Annotated in this window: 21 protein-coding genes; 11 read left to right on the forward strand and 10 right to left on the reverse strand. The window is 36.5% G+C overall.

All coding sequences use genetic code 11. The features are described from left to right. Positions 1-29 precede the first annotated feature (29 nt). The 4 genes from ACHJH3_RS05235 (at position 30) to ACHJH3_RS05250 (ending at position 3430) form a co-directional block, all read left to right on the forward strand. Complete coding sequence (locus tag ACHJH3_RS05235; protein WP_407063878.1) at positions 30-1691, forward strand: flagellar hook-length control protein FliK; 1662 nt, start codon at positions 30-32, stop codon at positions 1689-1691. 8 nt (positions 1692-1699) lie between these two features. After that, entirely contained in the window at positions 1700-1966 is a 267-nt protein-coding gene (locus tag ACHJH3_RS05240) for a FlhB-like flagellar biosynthesis protein (protein ID WP_169942468.1), read from the forward strand. 65 nt (positions 1967-2031) lie between these two features. Further along, positions 2032-2598: a CheB methylesterase domain-containing protein gene (locus ACHJH3_RS05245; protein WP_169942466.1), complete on the forward strand. Its 567-nt coding sequence runs from the start codon at positions 2032-2034 to the stop codon at positions 2596-2598. A gap of 67 nt (positions 2599-2665) precedes the next feature. Beyond that, a complete protein-coding gene (locus ACHJH3_RS05250) occupies positions 2666-3430 on the forward strand; it encodes a CheR family methyltransferase (RefSeq protein WP_169942604.1) in 765 nt (254 codons plus the stop codon). Here the strand turns inward: ACHJH3_RS05250 and ACHJH3_RS05255 are convergent. From ACHJH3_RS05255 to ACHJH3_RS05265, 3 genes are all read right to left on the reverse strand, one after another. Further along, on the reverse strand, positions 3427-4629 hold the full coding sequence (locus ACHJH3_RS05255; RefSeq protein WP_407063879.1) for an MFS transporter: 1203 nt from the start codon (positions 4627-4629) through the stop codon (positions 3427-3429). The two genes, ACHJH3_RS05250 and ACHJH3_RS05255, sit on opposite strands and share 4 nt — an antisense overlap. Before the next feature lie 2 nt (positions 4630-4631). Further along, positions 4632-5621: a hypothetical protein gene (locus tag ACHJH3_RS05260; protein WP_407063880.1), complete on the reverse strand. Its 990-nt coding sequence runs from the start codon at positions 5619-5621 to the stop codon at positions 4632-4634. Positions 5622-5748: 127 nt separating this feature from the next. Further along, positions 5749-6171 (reverse strand): copper resistance protein NlpE N-terminal domain-containing protein, encoded by a 423-nt coding sequence (locus tag ACHJH3_RS05265; RefSeq protein WP_407063881.1) that lies wholly within the window; start codon positions 6169-6171, stop codon positions 5749-5751. Between the two features lie 121 nt (positions 6172-6292). On the opposite strand from ACHJH3_RS05265, the gene ACHJH3_RS05270 reads away from it, so the two are divergent. Continuing rightward, positions 6293-7204, forward strand: a complete 912-nt coding sequence (locus ACHJH3_RS05270; protein WP_407063882.1) for an SPFH domain-containing protein — start codon at positions 6293-6295, stop codon at positions 7202-7204. Between the two features lie 9 nt (positions 7205-7213). After that, a complete protein-coding gene (locus ACHJH3_RS05275; protein ID WP_407063883.1) occupies positions 7214-7612 on the forward strand; it encodes an NfeD family protein in 399 nt (132 codons plus the stop codon). 39 nt (positions 7613-7651) lie between these two features. On the opposite strand, the gene ACHJH3_RS05280 is transcribed toward ACHJH3_RS05275, so the two are convergent. Next, the gene (locus tag ACHJH3_RS05280) at positions 7652-7861 is read right to left on the reverse strand and encodes a hypothetical protein (RefSeq protein ID WP_407063884.1); all 210 of its coding nucleotides are present in this window, start codon (positions 7859-7861) and stop codon (positions 7652-7654) included. A gap of 97 nt (positions 7862-7958) precedes the next feature. On the opposite strand from ACHJH3_RS05280, the gene ACHJH3_RS05285 reads away from it, so the two are divergent. The 4 genes from ACHJH3_RS05285 to ACHJH3_RS05300 all read left to right on the forward strand — a co-directional run bounded on the left by ACHJH3_RS05285 (position 7959) and on the right by ACHJH3_RS05300 (position 12340). Then, the gene (locus tag ACHJH3_RS05285) at positions 7959-9008 is read left to right on the forward strand and encodes a dehypoxanthine futalosine cyclase (protein WP_172197577.1); all 1050 of its coding nucleotides are present in this window, start codon (positions 7959-7961) and stop codon (positions 9006-9008) included. Next, complete coding sequence (locus tag ACHJH3_RS05290; RefSeq protein WP_407063885.1) at positions 9008-10234, forward strand: M16 family metallopeptidase; 1227 nt, start codon at positions 9008-9010, stop codon at positions 10232-10234. The genes ACHJH3_RS05285 and ACHJH3_RS05290 overlap by 1 nt, the downstream gene beginning before the upstream one ends. Next, complete coding sequence (gene recG, locus ACHJH3_RS05295; protein WP_407063886.1) at positions 10224-12029, forward strand: ATP-dependent DNA helicase RecG; 1806 nt, start codon at positions 10224-10226, stop codon at positions 12027-12029. The genes ACHJH3_RS05290 and recG overlap by 11 nt, the downstream gene beginning before the upstream one ends. 98 nt (positions 12030-12127) lie before the next feature. Further along, positions 12128-12340: a 2-hydroxymuconate tautomerase family protein gene (locus ACHJH3_RS05300; protein ID WP_169942444.1), complete on the forward strand. Its 213-nt coding sequence runs from the start codon at positions 12128-12130 to the stop codon at positions 12338-12340. Between the two features lie 133 nt (positions 12341-12473). Here the strand turns inward: ACHJH3_RS05300 and hpf are convergent, their stop codons facing one another. The 6 genes from hpf to fliW are packed head-to-tail and all read right to left on the reverse strand — an operon-like array spanning position 12474 to position 19315. Further along, on the reverse strand, positions 12474-13004 hold the full coding sequence (gene hpf / locus ACHJH3_RS05305) for a ribosome hibernation-promoting factor, HPF/YfiA family (RefSeq protein ID WP_172197586.1): 531 nt from the start codon (positions 13002-13004) through the stop codon (positions 12474-12476). A gap of 39 nt (positions 13005-13043) precedes the next feature. Further along, positions 13044-13502 carry a hypothetical protein gene (locus ACHJH3_RS05310; RefSeq protein WP_407063887.1) on the reverse strand — a complete coding sequence of 153 codons (459 nt, stop codon included), beginning with the start codon at positions 13500-13502 and terminating at the stop codon, positions 13044-13046. Beyond that, entirely contained in the window at positions 13502-14410 is a 909-nt protein-coding gene (locus ACHJH3_RS05315) for a type II secretion system protein (protein ID WP_407063888.1), read from the reverse strand. Before ACHJH3_RS05315 ends, ACHJH3_RS05310 begins: the two co-directional genes overlap by 1 nt. Before the next feature lie 5 nt (positions 14411-14415). Next, entirely contained in the window at positions 14416-15018 is a 603-nt protein-coding gene (locus ACHJH3_RS05320; RefSeq protein WP_407063889.1) for a prepilin-type N-terminal cleavage/methylation domain-containing protein, read from the reverse strand. After that, a complete protein-coding gene (locus ACHJH3_RS05325; RefSeq protein ID WP_407063890.1) occupies positions 15018-18905 on the reverse strand; it encodes a hypothetical protein in 3888 nt (1295 codons plus the stop codon). The genes ACHJH3_RS05320 and ACHJH3_RS05325 overlap by 1 nt, the downstream gene beginning before the upstream one ends. 26 nt (positions 18906-18931) lie before the next feature. After that, entirely contained in the window at positions 18932-19315 is a 384-nt protein-coding gene (gene fliW, locus ACHJH3_RS05330; RefSeq protein ID WP_169942446.1) for a flagellar assembly protein FliW, read from the reverse strand. A 147-nt stretch (positions 19316-19462) separates the two neighbouring features. Between fliW and ACHJH3_RS05335 the strand changes: the two genes are divergently transcribed. Further along, on the forward strand, positions 19463-20110 hold the full coding sequence (locus ACHJH3_RS05335; RefSeq protein ID WP_169942300.1) for an outer membrane protein assembly factor BamD: 648 nt from the start codon (positions 19463-19465) through the stop codon (positions 20108-20110). The last annotated feature ends 1 nt before the right edge of the window (position 20111 follow it).

Below are 20111 nucleotides of genomic sequence, written 5' to 3' on the forward strand. Positions count from 1 at the left end.
ATAAAATCGAATTTCGGCGATTTATCGGTATGGAAATAACTAAAAATTTAATCACAAAAGGCGCAGGGGTAGAAAATAGACCCCTTAATAAAAATAGTGACACAAAGGGTGTCGGCTCGCTTTTTAAAAATCAGCCAAGCCCTTCAAATCAAACTCAAAGCGAAGTAATCGCCCAAAAAGGCTTGCAAGATCTTGATAGACTTGTAAATCGCTTGTTAAACGAGCTAAAATCAAATCCTAGCGAAGCAAAACTCGCAGAGATCACAAATCAGGCTAAGAGCCTGCAAGTGTCGCCGAATTTGGCTAAAGATCTTAAAAATCTTATAGCTCTAGCCGAGCAAAACCCGGAACTAAAAGAGCTTGCGCAGAAGCTAAAAGCGTTTTTAAAGCCTATTGGCGAGCTTAAGGGCTCTTTGCTTAACGAGCAGATAAAAAGCTCAGGCGTCATGCTTGAAGCAAATTTAAAAGATCTCCTTGTAAATAAAAACACGCTTCCAAGCTCTATAAATAAGCTATTAGGAGATATAAAAAATCTTTCTAATCCAAAGCTTTTAAATGAAATTTTAACTCTTGCAAAGGACGATACTTTAAGCACAAACGCAAGTTTTAATAAACTTTCTGAAATTTTAAACAGTGCTAAAGCGCAAAATAAAGAAATTCTTAATTCTTCAAATATAAAGCATCTTCTAACGCAAAGCTCTAAGCTTGAAAATATGGCTAAATTTTTAGATAAGCAGGCAAATTTAATGAATCAAAAAGGACTTGCTTTAAGCGAGGAGAGTGTAAAAACCAAGCTTTTAAAAATCTCTGAAATTTTAATAAATTTAAAAGAAAAACTCCCAAATATAGCGGGTGAAAAGTTAGCGCAAAGCAAAATTTATAGCTCAAATTTAAAAGAGCTTTTAAGCGCCGTAAACGAGCTTGAAAATTCCGTTGAAAGCACTCTAAAGCAGTCAAATTTGATAAATTCCTTCGGAGAGCAAATTTTAAATCGTTCAAACGCAAGCGAAAATTTAAGCCTTCAAGATATGCTAAAAACCGTTGCTAAAAGGCTAAATCAAGCTCTAATACTGGCTGATAAGGCGGGATTTGACGCTAAGAGCGGACTTGATGAAATTTCAAATCTCTTTAAACAACAAAATTTAGCTCAAAAAGATATCGAACTAATAAAGCCAAAGATTACAGAAGATACTATAAAAACGCTTCAAAACGATGTAAAAAGCACGCTTTTAAATATCCAAAATAAAAGCGAACCAAACTCTCAAATCAATCAACTAAGCTCAAAACTGCTTGCGCAAATCGAGATAAATCAACTCGTCTCAAGCGTAGCCGGCGGACTTCAAACCTATCTTCCTTATGTCTGGGACGGAGTTGATGGAGGAAATATATCCTTTAAGCGCGGTAAAAAGCAAAAGCATTACGCACAAATCGATCTAAATTTTCAAAAATTCGGCGCCATAAATATAATGGTAGGATTAAGCGAAAACAAATATCTTGATATATCAATAGCTACGCAAAAAGATGAGTTTAAAGAGCTGATTTTAAGCGGCACGAAAGAGCTTAAAAAGGCTATAAGCGATCAGGGTCTGATAGTATCAAATTTTAGTCTAAAAACGTTGCCAAAGCTTTTGGCAAATTCCGCTTATACGGGATTTGACGGGCTTGATATGGGCTTTGATAAGAAAATTTAGGAGCTTGTTTGGCTAAGATAAAAACAAAAAAAGCTGTCGCTCTTGGTTATAATAAAGCCAAAGATAACGCTCCAAAAGTGCTTGCAAGCGGCTCCGGGGAGGTGGCTAAAAATATCATAAATTTAGCCAAAGAGCATGATATACCTATTAAAGAGGACGCCGATCTTGTCGAGCTTTTAAGCAAAGTGGATATAAATGAGGAGATTCCGCCGAATTTGTATAAGGCGGTGGCTGAAATTTTTAGCTTTTTATATAAAATGACGAATAAAAAATAAATTAAATTTAAATATATTGCGTTTTTAAGATATAATGCGCAAAATTAAAAATAAGTTGGCTGAAAGTGAAACAGAAGTTAGTATTGATAGGAGCGTCTACGGGGGGTCCCGGACACCTTAAAAAGCTTTTTCAAAATTTAGATATCGGCAGCGCAAGTGTAGTCATAGCTCAGCACATGAGCCTTATGTTTATACCGAGTTTTATAACTCAGTTTGATAAAGAGTGCAGTGCCGATGTGCTAAAGCTTGAAGGCAAAACGCAGCTAAAAAATAAAATTTATATATGCGAAAAGAACTCCGAAATTTTGCCTACCCAACCGCTTAGTGCAGCCGTTTGCGCAAAAGGCAAGGAGACTACTTATAATCCGAATGTAAATTTGCTCTTTGAATCCGCCGTGCAGGCTTGTAAATTTTGCGATGTGATGGCTATACTCTTAACGGGTATCGGAGATGACGGTGCAAAAGGACTAAATGAGCTATATAAAGCCGGCGCAACTTGCATAGCCGAAAGCGAAGCAAGCGCGATAGTATATGGTATGCCAAAACGGGCTAAAGAGATAAATTCAAATTTAAGATCGCTTTCTATCAGCGAGATAAGAGCGGAGCTAGAGAGGTTTGTGAGTGTTTTTTGATAAATTTAAGAAAGTTTCGCCTTCGGATAATTTGCAAGAGTCTAAAGCAACCCCTCTGCCTAGCGATATGAAAGGGCTTGATAAGTTTATCCAAAACATTAAAAGCATCTGCGGTGTTGATCTGGAGAGTAAAAAAGAGACTATAAAACAACGCGTGGCAAATTTCGCTCAGGCTCACTCGATCGAGACTTTTGAGCTTTTAAGCACGAGGATTATAGTTGATCGTGTTTTAAGGCAAGAGGTGCTAAATCTAATCACTATCAACGAAACTTATTTTTATAGAGAGTTAGCTCAGCTTCAAGCCGCGATTTATTATGCTAAAGAGCGTGGATTTACGCGCATACTTTGCGCACCCTGTTCAACGGGAGAGGAGGTCTATTCACTTGGAATTTTGGCTAATTCGAATTTGCTAAATTTGTCTGAAATTTCGATAGTCGGCATAGATATAAACTCCGAAGCGATTGACAAATGCCGCGAGGCTACTTACTCCGAACGCTCGCTTCATAGACTAAACGATAATCAAAAAAATATATATTTTGATAAAGTTGATGATAGATTTAAGATTAAAAAAGAGCTTTTGCCAAGAAGCGAATTTAGCGTGGTAAATATCTTTGACGATTCACTCTTTAAGCTCGGTAAATTTGACGTGATATTTTCAAGAAATATGATGATATATTTTGATGAAGATTATAAACTAAAGACTATCGAGAGATTTCATAAAATCTTAAATGATGACGGTAGGCTTTATACCGGACATGCGGATTTGGTGCCTTACACTTCGCTTTATAAGAAAATCATAATCAGCGGAGCTTCGTATTACGTCAAGGCTTAATCCAATATCTCTTTATATCGCTTATAAACCGCGCTCCAGTAGATAGCGCCTAGGAAAAACATACATCCCATGATGATAGTAATGCCCCATAGCGTAAGACCTAGCTTAAATAGCAATCCTATGCCGGCTGAAGTTAGCGCTCCTATGCCAAGATAAACCATATCGTTATAGGCGATAATTCGTCCGTAGTATCTATCGTCGCATTTCTGTTGAAGCAGGGTAAAGGTATAGCTCCAAAGGCTTGAGGTAAAAAACCCTGCCGCCATCGTCCCTAAAAAGCCAAGATAGAAGTTAAACTGCAAAATTCCCCATATACAAACGCCTATGCCGTGACCGATGTAGATATAAAATAAGGTCTTTGTATTTACAAATTTGCTAAGAAGTATCGGACCTATCAAAAGCGCAATAGATCTAGCCGCATTTATAAATCCTATGACAAGCGAAGCTGAAAGCAGCTCTTTGTATTGATAATCGGCTAAAAGCGCCACAAGAGCATCGTATGAAGTAACTCCTACGATGCCGTGTAAGATGATTAGATGCATCACAAGAGGATTTTGCTTTATGTAGCCAAGCCCCTCTTTAAGCATATGCAAAGCTTTTTCGCCTTTATTTTTCGCCATATTTTTTATATCTAGCTTTAAAAGCAAAAATAGAGCAAATACGTATAGAGCGCAATCAAGAAAAAATGCGCTTTTGATCCCGAAAAAGTGTATATAAATTCCCGCAAGTCCCATGCCTGAGGTGTAGGAGATAGAAAATATCAGAGCGTGAATTTCGTTAGCTAGTTTTAGATCGCTTTTGCTTAAAATTTTAGGAAACATACTCATCTCGACCTGAAAGTATGTCCCGCCTGCCGCCGATCGGACAAAAATGATGATAAAAAGCAACCAAAGCATATCAAGAGAGTTGATAAAAATCAGGATAAAAACAGTTACCGCTTCAATCACGATAAGAGATACAAGCATGGGTTTTGGGTTAAATTTATCTACAATAACGCCGCTAAAAGGAGCTAGCACGACTCCGGGCAAAAACGCCGTAGCTGCGGCTAGAGTTATCGCCCAAACGGGTGCGTCAAGCTTTATAAGAAGCGTAAAAACTCCCGTATGAGAAAACCAAACTCCAAAATAACAAATGAGTTGAATAAGAGAGAGCCTTGCAAAAATTCGCTCTCTCTTTAAAAGCGATATAAATTTATTCAAACTTATTTATCCCACAGCACTATGATCTTAGAAACGGGACTGTCAATGCTTAAAGTATCTATGCTGTGTTGTTTTTTGCCTATCAAATTTGAGCCGTCAAATTCAAATTTCACGCCAAGTATTTTGACCTCCATAAATATCTTATCCTCTTTTGAGGATATCTTCGTTACTTCAAGCTGTTTAAAGATATCTTTTAGCGTAGAGGCTGTGGATAGTCCTTGCGGAGTTTTGTAAATCGGCGATATGACGTGAATTTCAAGTATCTTGTCGTCTGCCGTGGTTATGATGTAAAACAGAGGCTCGAATTTAGAATCAAGCACATAGTATTCAAATGTTTCGTCGCCTTTTTTATCGGGATACCCCGCACCTTTTTTGATGCGATCTTGTGGATACTCTTTTAGGATATCTTCAAGTTTGGCGTCTTTGCTAAATTTTGTAAATGAGTATTTGGCGATTATATTTTTGGATTTTTTATTTTCTTTATATATCCCGTGAAAGGTGCCATTTTTGCATAAATTTACTTTTTTACCGCTAGTCGTAACGCTTAAAATCCCATCTTCTATCAGAAGAGAAAATGCAGCTTTGACTCCATCTTTTTCATAATAAAATTTTCCGTCTTTGAAATTTACCGCTTCGTCAAATTTGCATTTTTGCCTACCTTCATCGGTTAGGCTATCTGAATACACAACAACTCTTGTTTCGTCTTTATAATGTGTAAAAACTATACTTTGAGAGTTTGCCGATATGTCTCTTTTGATGAAAATTTTATTATAGTAATCTTCTTGGCTAAGCTCTTTTTTGACCTCTTCTTGTTTTATTTCGGGCTTTGGTTTTGGCTTAGGCTTTGGTTTTGGCTTAGGCTTTGGTTTGATCACCTCTTGGGTTGTATTTATATCAGGTGTTACGATTGGCTCAGGAGTGCTTTTGGGAGTACACCCTATGAAGATGACGGCTACTAAAATCGACAGTAAAGCATTTATGTAAATTCTCATCAAAAAGCCTACTTAAAGTTATTATTTTAAACGATTATACAACTTTTTATTATTAAAAGATATTAAACCAAGTCTTTAAAGAGGCATTTAGAAGCTTTAAAATCGTAAATAAATCTTGTTTAAAAACCTACTTTAAGGGTTTATATATCAAATTTTGTCCGAAAACCTCTTTTATGAAGCTATCTTTGTTTTCAAGCTTGGTTAAATTTTTTCCGTCAAATTTGTAAACCGTCTTTTCTTTGTATTGATTTACGAGAGTTACTTCGGTGCCTTTTATAGTGTATGTTCCGTTTTCAAGGGTTCTTTGAGAGCTTTTTTTATGAATGACGGTTTCAAGCATAAAATTTCCGCTTTTAAAAAGCTCTAGCGTGCTAACGGCTACTTTGCAGTCGGCGCATAAGATATTAGCCTCATACACTCCAGCTACGTCTGCGATAACGCTACAGGCTGGCATAGTTTCTTTGATACCACAATCTTGTTTGCTTAAATTTTGCGAGGCGCAACCGCTAAATAAAATCAAAGCCGCACCCAAAAATATAAAATTTTTCATTTTTTGCCTTTATAGCTTGATTAAAGTTAGCAATTATATAACAAATTTGTTTATAAGTTTGCATTGCCGCCCTTTAAATTGATATGTGTTATAATTTGATAAATTTCAAAAAGGAGCTAAGATGTATAGCGAATTTATGGTGTTTGGGCTAGTGGTAGCTGTTTTAGCGTTTTTGTTTTTAAAAGCAGGTATCAAAATCGTCTCTCAATCTGATATTATGATTATCGAGAGGCTTGGTAAATTTCATAAAATTTTAGATGGCGGATTTCACCTTATAATACCTTTTATAGATCAAATTCGCGCGGTTATAACGGTAAGAGAACAGCTTGTGGATATACTTAAGCAGCAAGTTATCACTAAGGATAACGTCAATATCTCCGTTGACGGAATCGTATTTTTAAAAGTAACCGACGGAAAAATGGCGCTTTATAACGTAGATAGCTATAAAAAAGCTATCGCAAATTTGGCTATGACGACCCTGCGCGGCGAGATAGGCGCTATGAATCTTGATGATACGTTAAGCTCTCGCGACAGATTAAATTCGGCTCTTCAAGTGGCTCTTGGCGATGCTGCCAGCAACTGGGGCGTAAAGATTATGCGCGTTGAAATTTCTGAAATTTCGGTTCCTGCGGGCATTGAAGCGGCTATGAATATGCAGATGAAAGCCGAGCGTGAAAAGCGAGCCATCGAGCTTAAGGCTCAAGCTGAAAAAGAGGCTTTGATACGCAACGCAGAGGCTTTAAAACAAGAAAAAGTGCTTCAAGCTGAAGCTATCGAAAGAATGGCGGATGCTAAAAAATACGAGCAAATCGCCATAGCTCAAGGTCAAAAAGACGCGATGGATATGATAAACGAGAGTATGGCTCAGAATAAAAATGCGGCTGAATTTTTGCTTGCCAGAGATAGAGTTGCGGCATTTAATGAGCTGGCTAAAAACAGCGCCAATGATAAAATTTTAGTCCCTTATGAGGCTACCGAGCTTATAGGTTCGCTAAGCGTTCTAAAGGATTTTATATCAAATAAAGCAAAATAAGGAGCAGAAATGATACCTCCGTATCTTGTTTTGGCTTTTGGTATGCTTTTGGTGGTTGCAGAGTTGCTTGTGGGATCGTTTTTTCTTCTATTTTTTGGGCTTGGATTTTTAGCTGTCGGAATTTTAGGATTTTTTATAGATTTTTCATGGCATGTTCAAATTTTACTCGCTTCGCTTATCTCCGTTGGGCTTTTAATCCTGCTTAAAAAACCTATGAAAGAGAGGTTTTATAGCTCAAAAGATGAGGTAAAAGATGACTTTTTAAACGAGAGCGGAGAGGGCGAGATAAAAGAAGGAATGGTATATTTTAAAGGTACTCTTTGGAGCTATGACGGTGATTTAAAAGATGGACAGAAAGTCCAAGTAGTCGGCACAAAAGGAAATAAAGTCATACTAAAAAACGATTAAAGCGAAATTTGAGTGCTTTTAGCGCACTCAAATTTTATATTAATGGTGGTGATGACCGTGATGATGTCCATGACCGCCGTGATGAGCACAGCCTTGCTCGCAAGAGTGACCACAGGATTTGCCGTCTTTATGATGCATTTGATGATGTGGACATCCATCTTGCATCTGGTTTGCCGTAGGTTTTGGCTTGTCTTGTGCGCATCCTGCAAAAAACAGTGCCATTGTAGCTATGATAGCTAGTTTTTTCATGATTAACTCCTTTGTTAAATTCAATTTAAAGTGCGCATTTTAGCATATATATAATTATTTTTAGATATACTTTTGCAAATTTAAACAAAGGAAAATTTTGGCAAGACTTAGTGTAGATGAAGCTATAAATTTGATAGAAAATGCCGAGCTTAACGAGCTTGGGGCTATGGCGCTAGCCAAAAAGCGAGAGCTTCATCCTGAAAAAATCACAACTTTTATCGTCGATAGAAACATAAATTATACGAACGTTTGCTGGGTTGATTGCAAATTTTGCGCATTTTATCGCCATGCAAAAGAAGAAGATGCTTACGTGCTAAGCTTTGAAGAAATCGGGCAAAAGATAGAGGAGCTAATAGCCATAGGCGGTACGCAAATTCTCTTTCAAGGCGGCGTTCATCCTAAGCTTAAGATCGACTGGTATGAAAACTTAGTCGAGTGGATCAGTAAAACTTATCCACAGATCACTATTCACGGTTTTTCTGCGATTGAAATTGACTATATCGCAAGAATTTCCAAAATTTCAACTCGCGAAGTTTTAGCTCGTCTAAAGGCAAAAGGGCTTTATTCTATTCCGGGAGCCGGTGCTGAGGTGCTAAGCGATAGGGTTAGAGATATCATAGCGCCTAAAAAATGCGACACAGAAACTTGGCTAAGGGTTCATAAAGAAGCTCATGAGATCGGCGTAAAATCAACCGCTACCATGATGTTTGGTACGGTTGAGACGACTCGCGAGATAGTTGAGCATTGGCAGCATATTAGGGATTTACAGGATCTTACCGGAGGCTTTAGGGCGTTTATATTATGGAGTTTTCAGGGTCTAAATACCAAATTAGCCGCCGAGAGACCGGAAATACAAAAACAATCATCAAATCGCTACTTGCGACTACTTGCCGTTTCAAGGCTCTTTTTGGATAATTTTAAAAACATCCAAAGCAGCTGGGTAACGCAAGGAAGCTATATAGGACAGCTTGCACTGCTCTTTGGCGCAAACGATCTAGGCTCAACCATGATGGAAGAAAATGTCGTAAAAGCAGCAGGTGCGGCATATAGAATGAATCAGGACGAGATGATAAATTTAATACGCGATGTGGGCGAAAAACCTGCAAAACGCAATACAAATTACGATATATTGGAGAAATTTTACTAATGAAAGTTGTAAATTTAAAAGTTAAAAACACTCAAATTCCGGTTATCTTTGAAAGCTCAAAGGCTTTGCCTGTAGTGTCTTTAAAGCTTGTTTTTAAAGTGGCGGGAAGCTATGAGGACGGTAAGCTTGCGGGACTTGCAAATTTAAGCGCAAGACTTTTAAACGAAGGCACTCTTAAAAAAGGCTCAAATGCTTTTGCAAAAGAGCTTGAGATGCGTGCCATATCGCTTCATGCACAAACAGGATTTGAAACGCTAAATATCGATCTAAGCTGCCTAAAAGAGCATTTTGAGTTTGCATACTTAAAATTATCCGAGCTTTTAAAAGATCCAAATTTTAGCGAGTATATCCTTGATAAACTAAAAAAGCTAGTAATAGGCGAAATTTTAAGCAATGAAAGCGACTTTGATTATGTAGCGCGGTCTGCTTTAAACGAGCTTTTGTATCCAAACACTTCATTTGCAAGAGGGTCGATAGGCACTAAAGAGAGCGTGTCTAAAATCACGCTTAAAGAGATTAAAGATTTTATAAGCTCTCATCTTGATTTGGCTAATTTGATGGTAGTTTTTGGCGGAGATGTAGATCTTAACGAGCTAAAACTAGAGCAAATTTTAAGCGGTTTAAGCGACGGCAAGGCGCGAGAGCTAAAGAAGCTGCAAACTAGCCAAAAGATGAGTCAAAAATTTATCATTAAGCCAAGCCAACAGGCTTATATATACTTCGGCGCTCCTTTTGAAGTGGGTATAGATGAAAGATTTAAGGCTAAAGTGGCTAGTTTTATACTAGGCGAGAGTGGCTTTGGCGCTAGGCTTATGGAGGAAATTAGAGTTAAACGAGGACTTGCGTATTCAGCTTACGCAAGAAGCGGATTTATGCTAAGCTACTCTCAAATTTCAGGTTATCTTCAAACCAAAAACGAGAGTAAGGACGAGGCGATATCAGTAGTGAAGGACGAATTTGATAAATTTGTCAAAAAGGGCGTTACGGCGCGCGAATTAGCTCAAGCTAAGAGATTTTTGCTGGGGTCTCAACCGCTTCGCCAAGAGACGCTTTTTAACAGGTTAAATATCGCTCAAGGTGAGGTTTATAACGGCTTTAAGATCGGCTCGTTTAAAGATGAGCTTGATAAAATTTCTAAGCTAAAACTTAGCGAGCTTAACGAATTTATAGCTTCTCACGATGAGATAACCAAGCTAAGTTTTGCCGTGCTTTATAATGAAATTTAAACCCAGCGACAAGGAAATTTTAAACAAAATAGGCGTATTTACGCTACTTGATCTTTCTCTTAAAATTCCAAAGAGCTTTGATGACACGACTATAACCCAAAGCCCAAAAGACGGTAACGTGAGCATCGAAGTGGTGATAAAAAACTCATATAAGCAAAGCGGGATCTTGCATGTCTTAGCATGGTGCGAGAGCTGGGGGCAAAACGTTAAAATCATTATATTTAATGCCAAGTCTTGGCATTTTGGAGCATTTAAAACAGGCAAGCAAATTTATATAAACGGCAAATGCTCCTTTGCTTTTGGCTCTTGGCAGATAACAAATCCAAAGATAATCACAAAAATAAACGAGATAATCCCTAAATACAAACTAAGCCTGCGTGACGATAGATTTAAAGAGCTTACAAGCAGATATGTAACTATAGAAAATTTGCTTGCCGAAGGACTTAACGAGAGTGAAGCCAAATTCTTAAGCGATCTGCACAAAAGCGATCATAATAGCGCGCATTTGCTTGAAAATTTAGACAAAGGCTCGCACGGGCTTGAAATTTTAAAATTTGTTGAGATTTATAACTATCTAAGAAAGCTAAGTGCTAAAAAAACCGATTTTGCAAGCGAGAAAGTAGAAACTTTTGATATAAGCTCTTGGGTAGCATCCTTGCCGTTTCAGCTTACCGATGATCAAAAAAACGCCATAGCCGATATCAGGCTTGATCTTAGCGGCGATAAGGCAAAAAGGCGAGTTGTTATGGGCGATGTGGGAAGCGGCAAGACTATAGTTATCCTTGCTACTGCTTTAAGCGTATATCCTAAAGCTGCAATTGTGATGACTCCTACTTCTATACTTGCCGAGCAAATTTACGATGAAGCGGTGAGGTTGTTGCCTGAATTTATGAATATCAAGCTTGTAAAAAGCGGTGAAAAAGAGCTTGAATTTGAAGGCGTAAATTTGATAATAGGCACGCATGTGCTTCTTTATAACGAGCTTGTCAAATCGCCTGTCGTTATGATAGATGAGCAGCATCGCTTCGGTTCAAACCAGCGCGAGAAGATAAATCAACTGGTGCGCGACGGGCAAAACTACGCTCATGTAATTCAGTTTTCAGCCACACCCATACCGCGTACTCTTAGTATGATACAAAGCTCGTTTGTGGAATTTAGCTTTTTAAAGCAGATGCCGTTTAAAAAAACTATACATTCGCAAATTTTACAAAGTGCGGACTTTGAACGGCTTTTAAATCATATCAGGCAAGAAATTGCAAAAAATAAGCAAGTAATCATAGTATATCCTCTAGTGGAAACAAGCGAAAGTTCAAGCTATCAAAGCTTAAGCGAGGCGCAGGATTTTTGGCTTAAAAATTTTAAAAATGTATTTATAACCCACGGTAAAGACAGGCAAAAAGAGCAAATTTTACGTGAATTTAGACAGAGTGGAGATATCTTGCTTTCAACTACGGTTGTTGAGGTGGGAATTTCTTTGCCTAGGCTTAGTACGATAGTCGTAGTTGGGGCTGAAAGGCTAGGGCTTGCCACGCTTCATCAGCTACGAGGCAGGGTTGGTAGGCAGGGCGGAGAGGGCTTTTGCTTTCTCTTTACTAAGCTTAAAAATCCGCCTGAGAGACTGCGTGAATTTTGTGCCACGCTTGATGGATTTGAGATAGCACAGATAGATCTTAAAAATCGTCAAAGCGGAGATATATTAGGCGGAGTGTTTCAGCATGGAGCGACGTTTGAATACTATGAATTTGAAGAGAATTTAACGGCTGCGGCAAAAAATCGTTTAGAGAAATTGGCATAAATAAATTTTTAAGAACGTTGTCTAAAGCGCTAAAATTTGATGTCTGTTTGCTGCAAGATGGATTTTAGCATGAAATTTATAACTACAAGGAGTTGAAAATGCCGTTTGTAAATATCAAAATCACAAAAGAAAAAGAGCCCGTAACTACAGAGCAAAAGCAAAGATTGATATCGGGAGTAACTGAGCTTGTGGCTGAAATTTTAGGAAGAAACAAGGCTTCAACGGTAGTAATAATAGATGAAATCGAAATGGATAATTACGGGCTTGGAGGCGAAAGTATAACTCAAGTCAGGAAAAAACAAGGAAGATAAAATTAACTTCAAATTTTGATGGTGAAATTTGAACCGCTTAAATTAGCTAATAGTTTGGTTTATCTCGGTTTTTTAATAGATTAAAGATAAATTTAAGTAAATAGAATGATGGGGCAAAGGCTGCCCCTAAATTTTAATAAAGTCCGAATTTGCCGTCTGAGCGTTTGTATAAAACTCTCATTTTGGCATCTATATCGTTAAATACGTAAAACTGCATGTCGCTATCTTTAAGCTTTGCTAGAGCTTCTTCTATCTCAAGCGGCTTATATAGCTCAAGCTCCATAGGAATAACCTCATCTATATCTTCGTCGCTAGGCTCATCGGCTATGGTTGCCCTTATAGCTTTGCCGTCGTCTTTGTTTTTAACGGTTACGTTCTTATCATGCTCTCTGCGAAGCACCTTTGATGCGCGATCTATCGCAAGATCAACCGCTGCGTATAAATCCTTGTCTTTTTGGCGAATAACTATAGTGTCTTTTCTAGCCAAATTTATAGCAAATTCTACGCTAAAACCTTTTTTGCCGTTTTTTTCATCAGCCGAAACGACGCAACGTCCCGAAATAATATCTAAATTGTATTTGTTGAGCGAATCAAAAGCGTTTTGGATGTAGCTTTTGATCGGATCGGTTAGTTCAAATTGTTTTCCTGTGATGCTTGTATTCATCATAGCTCCTTTGCATTAATGTGCGTCTATTATAGCATATTAAAGCTTTTGGATAGTGCGTCTGTGGAATCTAACTGGAATGTTAAAATTTGGATTTAAAATTACTGTTGTATCCAAGACAACCGTGCCTACTGACGTAGGAGTCGATATGGCTGTACCGCAACCGTCTATCTGACCTATAAAATCAACTACGTCAACGGTTGCATTGAATAAAGTTTTTCCATCACTTGTTGTAAGATTAGTATCTACTATCCTTCTTAAAGTATCATTTGATGTTGGACATTTTTTTGTACCGCCGCTAGAGCCTATCTCCATAGACAACAAATTTTTTACTGCCATCTCGGTTGCTCCTTGCGCTAAAAGCTCCGCTTGCTCTCTTAAGAATATATCAGTTGTATGCTTTGCTGTAGTAGCAGACAAATTTAATGCAAAAGTTGCAATAGTAGCAACCAAAACCATGAAAAATATTGCAGTAACCAAACTAAATGCTTTTCTCATTAATATATCGCCTTTGTTTTACATACCGTAACTTCTGCTTCATCTTTATTTAAAGATTTTCCCGCATCTCTTATGCAGAGCTTTAGAACCACCATGCCATCTACGCTAGTGAAGTTAAATCTCGTAACATTTGTTGCCAATATTTGCTTTGATGTTTCAGTGCTATTATACTTTTCGCCTGCAATCCATGGTCTATAGTTGTAGTGTAGCATTAAATCAAAATCTCCATTCTCGGATGGATTTGAAGGCACTACGGCATACGCCGTATGAAGGAGATAATATTGTTCTGATATTTTATTTCCTTGAGGAAAGTCTATTTTTAAGGTTATATCGTCAAGCGCATCTTTAACGATAGCTATAGAATCAGCTGTATTTGAGCCGTCAAATCCGAATGATGTTTTAACATCTGTAGGTATTCCTTTAAATATAACGCCAACTTTGCTATTTTTTAAAGTCGCCTTTTTGTTTGTTAGATCTGATATGTCGTTATTTGCAAGTCCTAAATTACTTTGAGGTGTTAGTATTGTACCCTCTGAAACCCCTGTCCTTGAGGTTATCGTATTTTTTAGATCGGCAAAACCGCTCCAGCCGCCATTTTGAAAACTTTCATAGCTGTAGCTAATCCATTCCAAGATATTATAATCTTGATTTAAGCTCGGGTCTTGAAGTGATATGAAATCTTCATAAGAGTTCTTTTTTCTTCCTATAGAAGATCCTTTGACTCTAATGGCCAGTCTTTTTGAAATTTGCTCAAGAACTATCTCTGTCTGTGTTTCAAGAGTATTTATAGCTCTACTTTGTAAATAGTTTTTATATATATTTAGTGCTATTTCGGTCCCCATATAAGTTAAAGCGCCTGTGATAACTATCACAACTACAAGTTCTAGTAAAGTAAAACCTTTTTTCATTTTTTTTACCATGTGCTAGTTGCGATCTTTGGACCGTCTCCTATATTTACAGAGTAGCTTCTTAGTATAATTTGATATCCTTCTTTATTTTTAGACTTGATATTTTTAGTTGTTGCCGTTATTTCGATTTTTTTTATGTCTTCATTTTCGTTACCTGCCATATCTTTCGTGTCTATGGTAGTTATAAGCTCAACAGAAACTATGCTATCTCTATTATATCCTGCTGAGGTTTCTTGTTTTGTCATGCCTTTAAAGTCACTGATAGTTTTGATTCCGTCACTACAAGACGTACTAGAGTTTTTGTTAATATATTCTCTTCTTCCATCGGGAGAAATGTCGTTAATTAAGTAGAAGTTATTAGTAATAGCGGGTGTTTTAAAGATAGGCGTGCTTGTGTATGTTCTATTTTCATCTTTACTGTCAACACACCCCCATGGTGATTTTAGTATCAAAGCCATTCTCGTTTTCGCATCCATAACGCTCTCTTGAATTATTGCAGAGTTATTATTTGATGAGGTTTGTAAAAAAAGTGTCGGAACTGAAGCCAAAGTAATGCCAACTACTACTATAGATACGACCAGTTCAATTAATGAAAATCCTCTTCTCATTACCAATTTAACCTTTGATTTGTCTTGTTCCCTTGTATGTCTTTAAAATTTTTGTTTGAATCTCCTCCAACCAGATTTCCTACGCCTACATCTTCTTTGTTTTTATTGAGCGATTGACCTCCCCAGTTTGAGCCTCCAATAAATGTTACATCAAAGCTATTTTTTTCTGCAGATGGATTAAATGGGTTGAAAATAAGCCATTTTGATGCAGGCATAAATATAGTGACGGTATCAGGTTTTAAACTTGATAATGTTATCTTTTCAACTCCTGAAACTATAGGATTTGCTGGATTTTTTTGCGATAAAGCTATATTAGAAGGGTGTTCGTAATTTCCTGCCGTTCCTTGAACAGGACTGCTGTGAGATTTATTAACAAACCAATTGCTTGTTGTTGGTAAGGTTTGGTTTTTGATAATTGAAGTATATTTTGTTTCAACACAATTTTTACAAAATAAACCATAATAAACATGTGCATCAAATCCACTCATAGGACCTGTGTAATCCGGAGCAAATACTCTTCCATAATAAAATTTTACATCCGTTTTTATGGTGTTTGGAGCGTATGTAGAGCCTGTTACTCCATCCTCGTCTTGTATATTTAAAAATGTAAAATTATCGCTTGTTACCTGAAAAGGATTTTTTGGTATTTGTATATTTTTAGAAAAACCGAAATTTATATACGATCTTACTTCTCCTTCTTCAAAATGATTTTTCTTTATTTGATATTTTCCACTGTTTGGATTATTGTCTGCCTTTATCATTGTCAAGTTATCAAAATATAATATATCTTTTTTTGCTTGGGCTATTTTATCGCTATCGCTTGCTATTGCGAGTCCGGAATCGTCTGTTATGTCAGTTACGGCTTTATTTATATCTATAGTTAAATTAACATCTCTTGAATAGCAATTTTTTGTGTATAGAGTTGCAGGGCTATTGTCTTCAAGCCTTGCTGTTGTTTTTAAATCCATACGAGCGCTCATATCAGAGTCGTTAGACATATACGTCATATCGGTACCGCTAAAATTTTTTATATTAACTTCGGATACATGTATATCCTTTGGTATAAATGTAAAATTTATACTATCTTTAAGCCTTACATTGCATCCTATTTTTCCGTCTATTTCATCGTTTGAATAGCTATTTAATATACAGTCCTCTTTGGATGACGTTTGATCTATAAGAGTCCATTTTGTATCTAATATATTTTTTATAGATACCTGTCCGACATTTGGATAATAAAAGTCGCTGTTCGATACCAATCCTTTTTCGTTTCTTATAACTTTTAGTTTGGCTATACCGTTATCAAAGACAGCCGCCAATTCGATATTTGATAAAAAATTAAATTTAGATGAATCACAACCCGTAGGAAGAGGACTAGGTGCTATAAATTTTATAGGCTTTATGTCTGTAGTGTAGTTGTCGGTTTTTTGCCCATTGTTGTTTTTGGCTATTACTTCTATAGTGTTATATTTTTTTCCTCCTACAAGAAGCGAATAGTTTAAGCCTGACATACTTCTTTGACCGTCCAACTCTTTTGGTCTTACCGAAAATGGGTCTGAAGAGCATGATGTTGATATTTGATTACCTTCTTTGTCTGTTACAGAAATTCTAAAATAAACCTTTTTATAAGCGTCATTGATTAAAATACTTCTTACATCTACAACGCTTTTATTTTCTAAATCGTCTTTAGAAAGTTTTATTTTTTTGTTGTTTGCCAGTATATTAGCTCCGCTAGAGCATTTGCTGTTGTCTTCTATGGCATCTATGTATATATTGTTATCTTCGTTGAAGTTGTATAAAGCTTTTGCTCCGTATGTTGTATCAAAATTTGCAAGTTTTACACTAAACGGCTTGCCTGAAATTTGAGTAAATAAATTTTCAGAGTCTCCTACTTGATTGAAATTTTTATTTACTACTTTGGTTAATATATCTCTTATTACGATAAGATGGTACTTGTCATCCTCGCATTTGTTTATGGTTCCGTCAAACACTAAATTTATTGTTTTGTTTTCAAAAGATGCTTGATAAGAATTTTGTTTAAATTTATCTACCAATACCGTGTCATATTGTATAAAGGCTTTGTTTTGGTTTGTAAGCTTTCCGCCGTTACCGTTTATTCCGGCTCCTTCTCCTATAAGAAATTTTAGTGTATTTTCTTGTTTTTTAAATATAGGCGAGTTTGTATCGCTTTGTTTATGTGCACTTATCATAGAAAAATTATCATTAATGCTTTCATTAACACTCGGTATGGCATATATGCTTTTAGGAGTATAAGTAAGACTTTTTGGATCAAGCATACTTCTAACTGCTGTAAAGAGAGCCTCTTCATTGCTTGTATTTTTTATGACCAATTTTACCCTGAGGTCATCTCCCGGTCTGGCTTGAGTTGCGCTATTTGAGTCTTTACTTACTTCTCTAAAGTCTCTTTCGTCTGTTGATCCTTTTATTCGATGAAACAGTGTCTCGACATAGCAAACGTTTGGTTGATAAAGCTCTGTAGAAAATGCAACTAACCCTATATTTGCCCTTTCTCCTTTAATAGAATTAATGTTTCCTGCAACACTATATCCAAACACCACTTTGGCGTTAAGCCTAATCTTTGTAGATGTTTGTTTGTTTGAGATGTGATTTGATATATCAAGTATATCAAGATCCATCTGAGCATTAAATTTTTTGTTTTCATCCATGTGCTTGTCAAATTTTGCAATTGTGCTATTAAACTGCCCTCCTGCAGGGTTTACATTTGAAGTTGCTGGGTAAAATCTTTTATCTGCAGCTTTTTGTATCTCGATATTTTCAGAGCCAAGTTCTTTTTTAGCACCGAATGATAAAACCGTAAGAGTGGAATTAACTTTTCCTCTGGTTGGGGTAAAAAATCCGTCTATGTCTATTAATGATTCGGCTATCTTATAAGGTATTTTTTGCTTTTCCTCTTCTTTTGTCGTTCTATAAGGAGCTAATATAGAAATTCCGTCGTAGAGATGAACACCTCTTGGTTTAATTTGATTGTTTTTGCTTAAATTTGCATTTACTTTTTCTGTAAAGTCGTATATTATAGTTAAAACCCAACCTCCATAGTGAGGAGCCGCTAAGCTACCGTTCCAGCCATGATCTCTAAAGCCACCGGGATCCTTGGGCTGTTCTTTAAAAGTCCTGATATTGCCTGCGCTGAATGTTCTAGACTTTATGTTTTTGCCAAAAGTTGCTCTTACTATATCCGTAACATCAGCGCTTGCCTGATACATAAACTGCATACCTCTTCTTGAATAAGAGCCGTACCATTTTATATCTCTATCGCTTGTCGCTTCTATATCGTGAATAGTTCCGTCCGGAGTTTTAAATTTTATCTTATTAAAACCTCTAATTTCTTCAAAGTATTTTGCTCTTGTTTCTCGGATAATTTCATCTTTGGTTGGCTTTGATTTATAGTCATCTTCCCAAAATTTTGATAATCCTCCTCCCCAATAAAGTCTTGCAAAGATTATATTGTCTCCGGTTAAGTTTTCTTGAACAAATTCGTTATCAAATTTAAAAGTAGACTTTGCAGAGTTAACAGGGATGTCTTTGTCTTCTTTTATGAATTCAAAAGGTCTTATAACAGACCCCCCGCTTCCTGAACCGTATTGAAAATTAAATCCACCATCCTCCGGAACCATTATAGTAGCACCTATCGTCTCTATATCTCCAAAAATTCTTACAGAGTTTGTAGTTCTTTTGTGTAAATTGCCGTATACCTGATCATCTCCTATATTTAAATCTTTATATCCATAAACCCATGTGGCATTTAATTCTATATTGTGTGTTAATCCATCTAAATCCTGATACGTTTCTCCAAAAAGATTTGTGCTCAATATAATGAAAAAGGCAAATATCTTTAATTTTCTCATACGGTGTCCTTTTAAGTTAAGGTATCCTATTTTTGTATAAAATCTGAAATTTTCTCCGCTTGTTTATAGTCCGGATAGTTATATACGTCCAAAACCACTTGAGATAATGTCATATTTGTCATATTGCACACGATAGGAGCCATAAAATTTACGGTTGAAGTCTCTATCGGAACGCTTACAATCATTATGTTATATACTCTTAACTCGCTATTGTCATTTATATCCATGAGCTCTTGATAGTATGTCGGTATCTCAAATTCGTAATTTCTTAAAGCATATGGATTTATCATTGTAAAAGATGTTTCATCATCTTTGCTTTTAAGTTTTACAAAAAATTTGTCAAGCTCTATAAGCTCCATGCTTTTAATGTGCTCAAAGCCTAAAATAGGACTTTTAACCTCAAATACCATCAAAGTTCTCCTGCTTTTAAAATGTTACAATATTGTATCAAATTTTTTTATATTTTAAGCTAAATTGTAAATTTATTTTAAATTTATCGAAAAATAACCCAATGCATAGTAAAATATCACATTTTAAATTCTAATATAAGGACGTTTATGAAATTTGTCACTAAAATATTATATGCGACGATCTTTATTTTTTTACTAAGCGGTTGTGCCGAAAAATACAGCGAGCTTTATAATTTAACTCCCGAAGAATGGTACTCTCAAATCATTGCCGACATAAAAGATCGCGACTTGGAAAGTGCCGATAAGCACTATACTTCAATGTCAAGCGAACACGTAGCAAGCCCGCTTTTAGAGCAAATTTTGCTTATCCTTTCTCAGGCTCACGCAAACGAAGAGGAGTATTTGCTGGCAAATTTCTATCTTGATGAGTATATTAAGAGATACGGCGACAACGGACCTAAGACCGAATTTGCACACTATCTTAAGATAAAAGCGAATTTTGACTCGTTTTCTCAGCCAAATCGCAATCAAAAGCTTATGCAAGATAGTATTAACGAGATAGAAAAATTTCTTTATATCTATCCAAATACCAAATATCGACCGCTCATAGAGACGATGCTTACGAAATTTCAGCTTGCGATATTTTATCTTGACGAGCAGATTGCTGATTTGTACGAGCGAACAGGCAGAAGTGAATCTGCTGAAATTTACAAGAAAAAGGTTGAAAATTCGCCGTTAAATGACGCTAAGCTTATTAAGCCTCAGCTTCCTTGGTATAGAAAAATTTTTGAGTAGG

This window comes from Campylobacter canis, assembly GCF_045504005.1.
GTDB lineage: Bacteria > Campylobacterota > Campylobacteria > Campylobacterales > Campylobacteraceae > Campylobacter_A > Campylobacter_A canis.

Bases quoted from the DNA above. Each gene is read 5' to 3' on its own strand.
- ACHJH3_RS05235 (WP_407063878.1), top strand. From the start codon at position 30: ATGGAAATAACTAAAAATTTAATCACAAAAGGCGCAGGGGTAGAAAAT.
- ACHJH3_RS05250 (WP_169942604.1), top strand. From the start codon at position 2,666: ATGAAAGGGCTTGATAAGTTTATCCAAAACATTAAAAGCATCTGCGGT.
- ACHJH3_RS05260 (WP_407063880.1), bottom strand. From the start codon at position 5,621: ATGAGAATTTACATAAATGCTTTACTGTCGATTTTAGTAGCCGTCATC.
- ACHJH3_RS05265 (WP_407063881.1), bottom strand. From the start codon at position 6,171: ATGAAAAATTTTATATTTTTGGGTGCGGCTTTGATTTTATTTAGCGGT.
- ACHJH3_RS05270 (WP_407063882.1), top strand. From the start codon at position 6,293: ATGTATAGCGAATTTATGGTGTTTGGGCTAGTGGTAGCTGTTTTAGCG.
- ACHJH3_RS05275 (WP_407063883.1), top strand. From the start codon at position 7,214: ATGATACCTCCGTATCTTGTTTTGGCTTTTGGTATGCTTTTGGTGGTT.
- ACHJH3_RS05280 (WP_407063884.1), bottom strand. From the start codon at position 7,861: ATGAAAAAACTAGCTATCATAGCTACAATGGCACTGTTTTTTGCAGGA.
- ACHJH3_RS05290 (WP_407063885.1), top strand. From the start codon at position 9,008: ATGAAAGTTGTAAATTTAAAAGTTAAAAACACTCAAATTCCGGTTATC.
- recG (WP_407063886.1), top strand. From the start codon at position 10,224: ATGAAATTTAAACCCAGCGACAAGGAAATTTTAAACAAAATAGGCGTA.
- ACHJH3_RS05300 (WP_169942444.1), top strand. From the start codon at position 12,128: ATGCCGTTTGTAAATATCAAAATCACAAAAGAAAAAGAGCCCGTAACT.
- hpf (WP_172197586.1), bottom strand. From the start codon at position 13,004: ATGAATACAAGCATCACAGGAAAACAATTTGAACTAACCGATCCGATC.
- ACHJH3_RS05310 (WP_407063887.1), bottom strand. From the start codon at position 13,502: ATGAGAAAAGCATTTAGTTTGGTTACTGCAATATTTTTCATGGTTTTG.
- ACHJH3_RS05315 (WP_407063888.1), bottom strand. From the start codon at position 14,410: ATGAAAAAAGGTTTTACTTTACTAGAACTTGTAGTTGTGATAGTTATC.
- ACHJH3_RS05320 (WP_407063889.1), bottom strand. From the start codon at position 15,018: ATGAGAAGAGGATTTTCATTAATTGAACTGGTCGTATCTATAGTAGTA.
- ACHJH3_RS05325 (WP_407063890.1), bottom strand. From the start codon at position 18,905: ATGAGAAAATTAAAGATATTTGCCTTTTTCATTATATTGAGCACAAAT.
- fliW (WP_169942446.1), bottom strand. From the start codon at position 19,315: ATGGTATTTGAGGTTAAAAGTCCTATTTTAGGCTTTGAGCACATTAAA.
- ACHJH3_RS05335 (WP_169942300.1), top strand. From the start codon at position 19,463: ATGAAATTTGTCACTAAAATATTATATGCGACGATCTTTATTTTTTTA.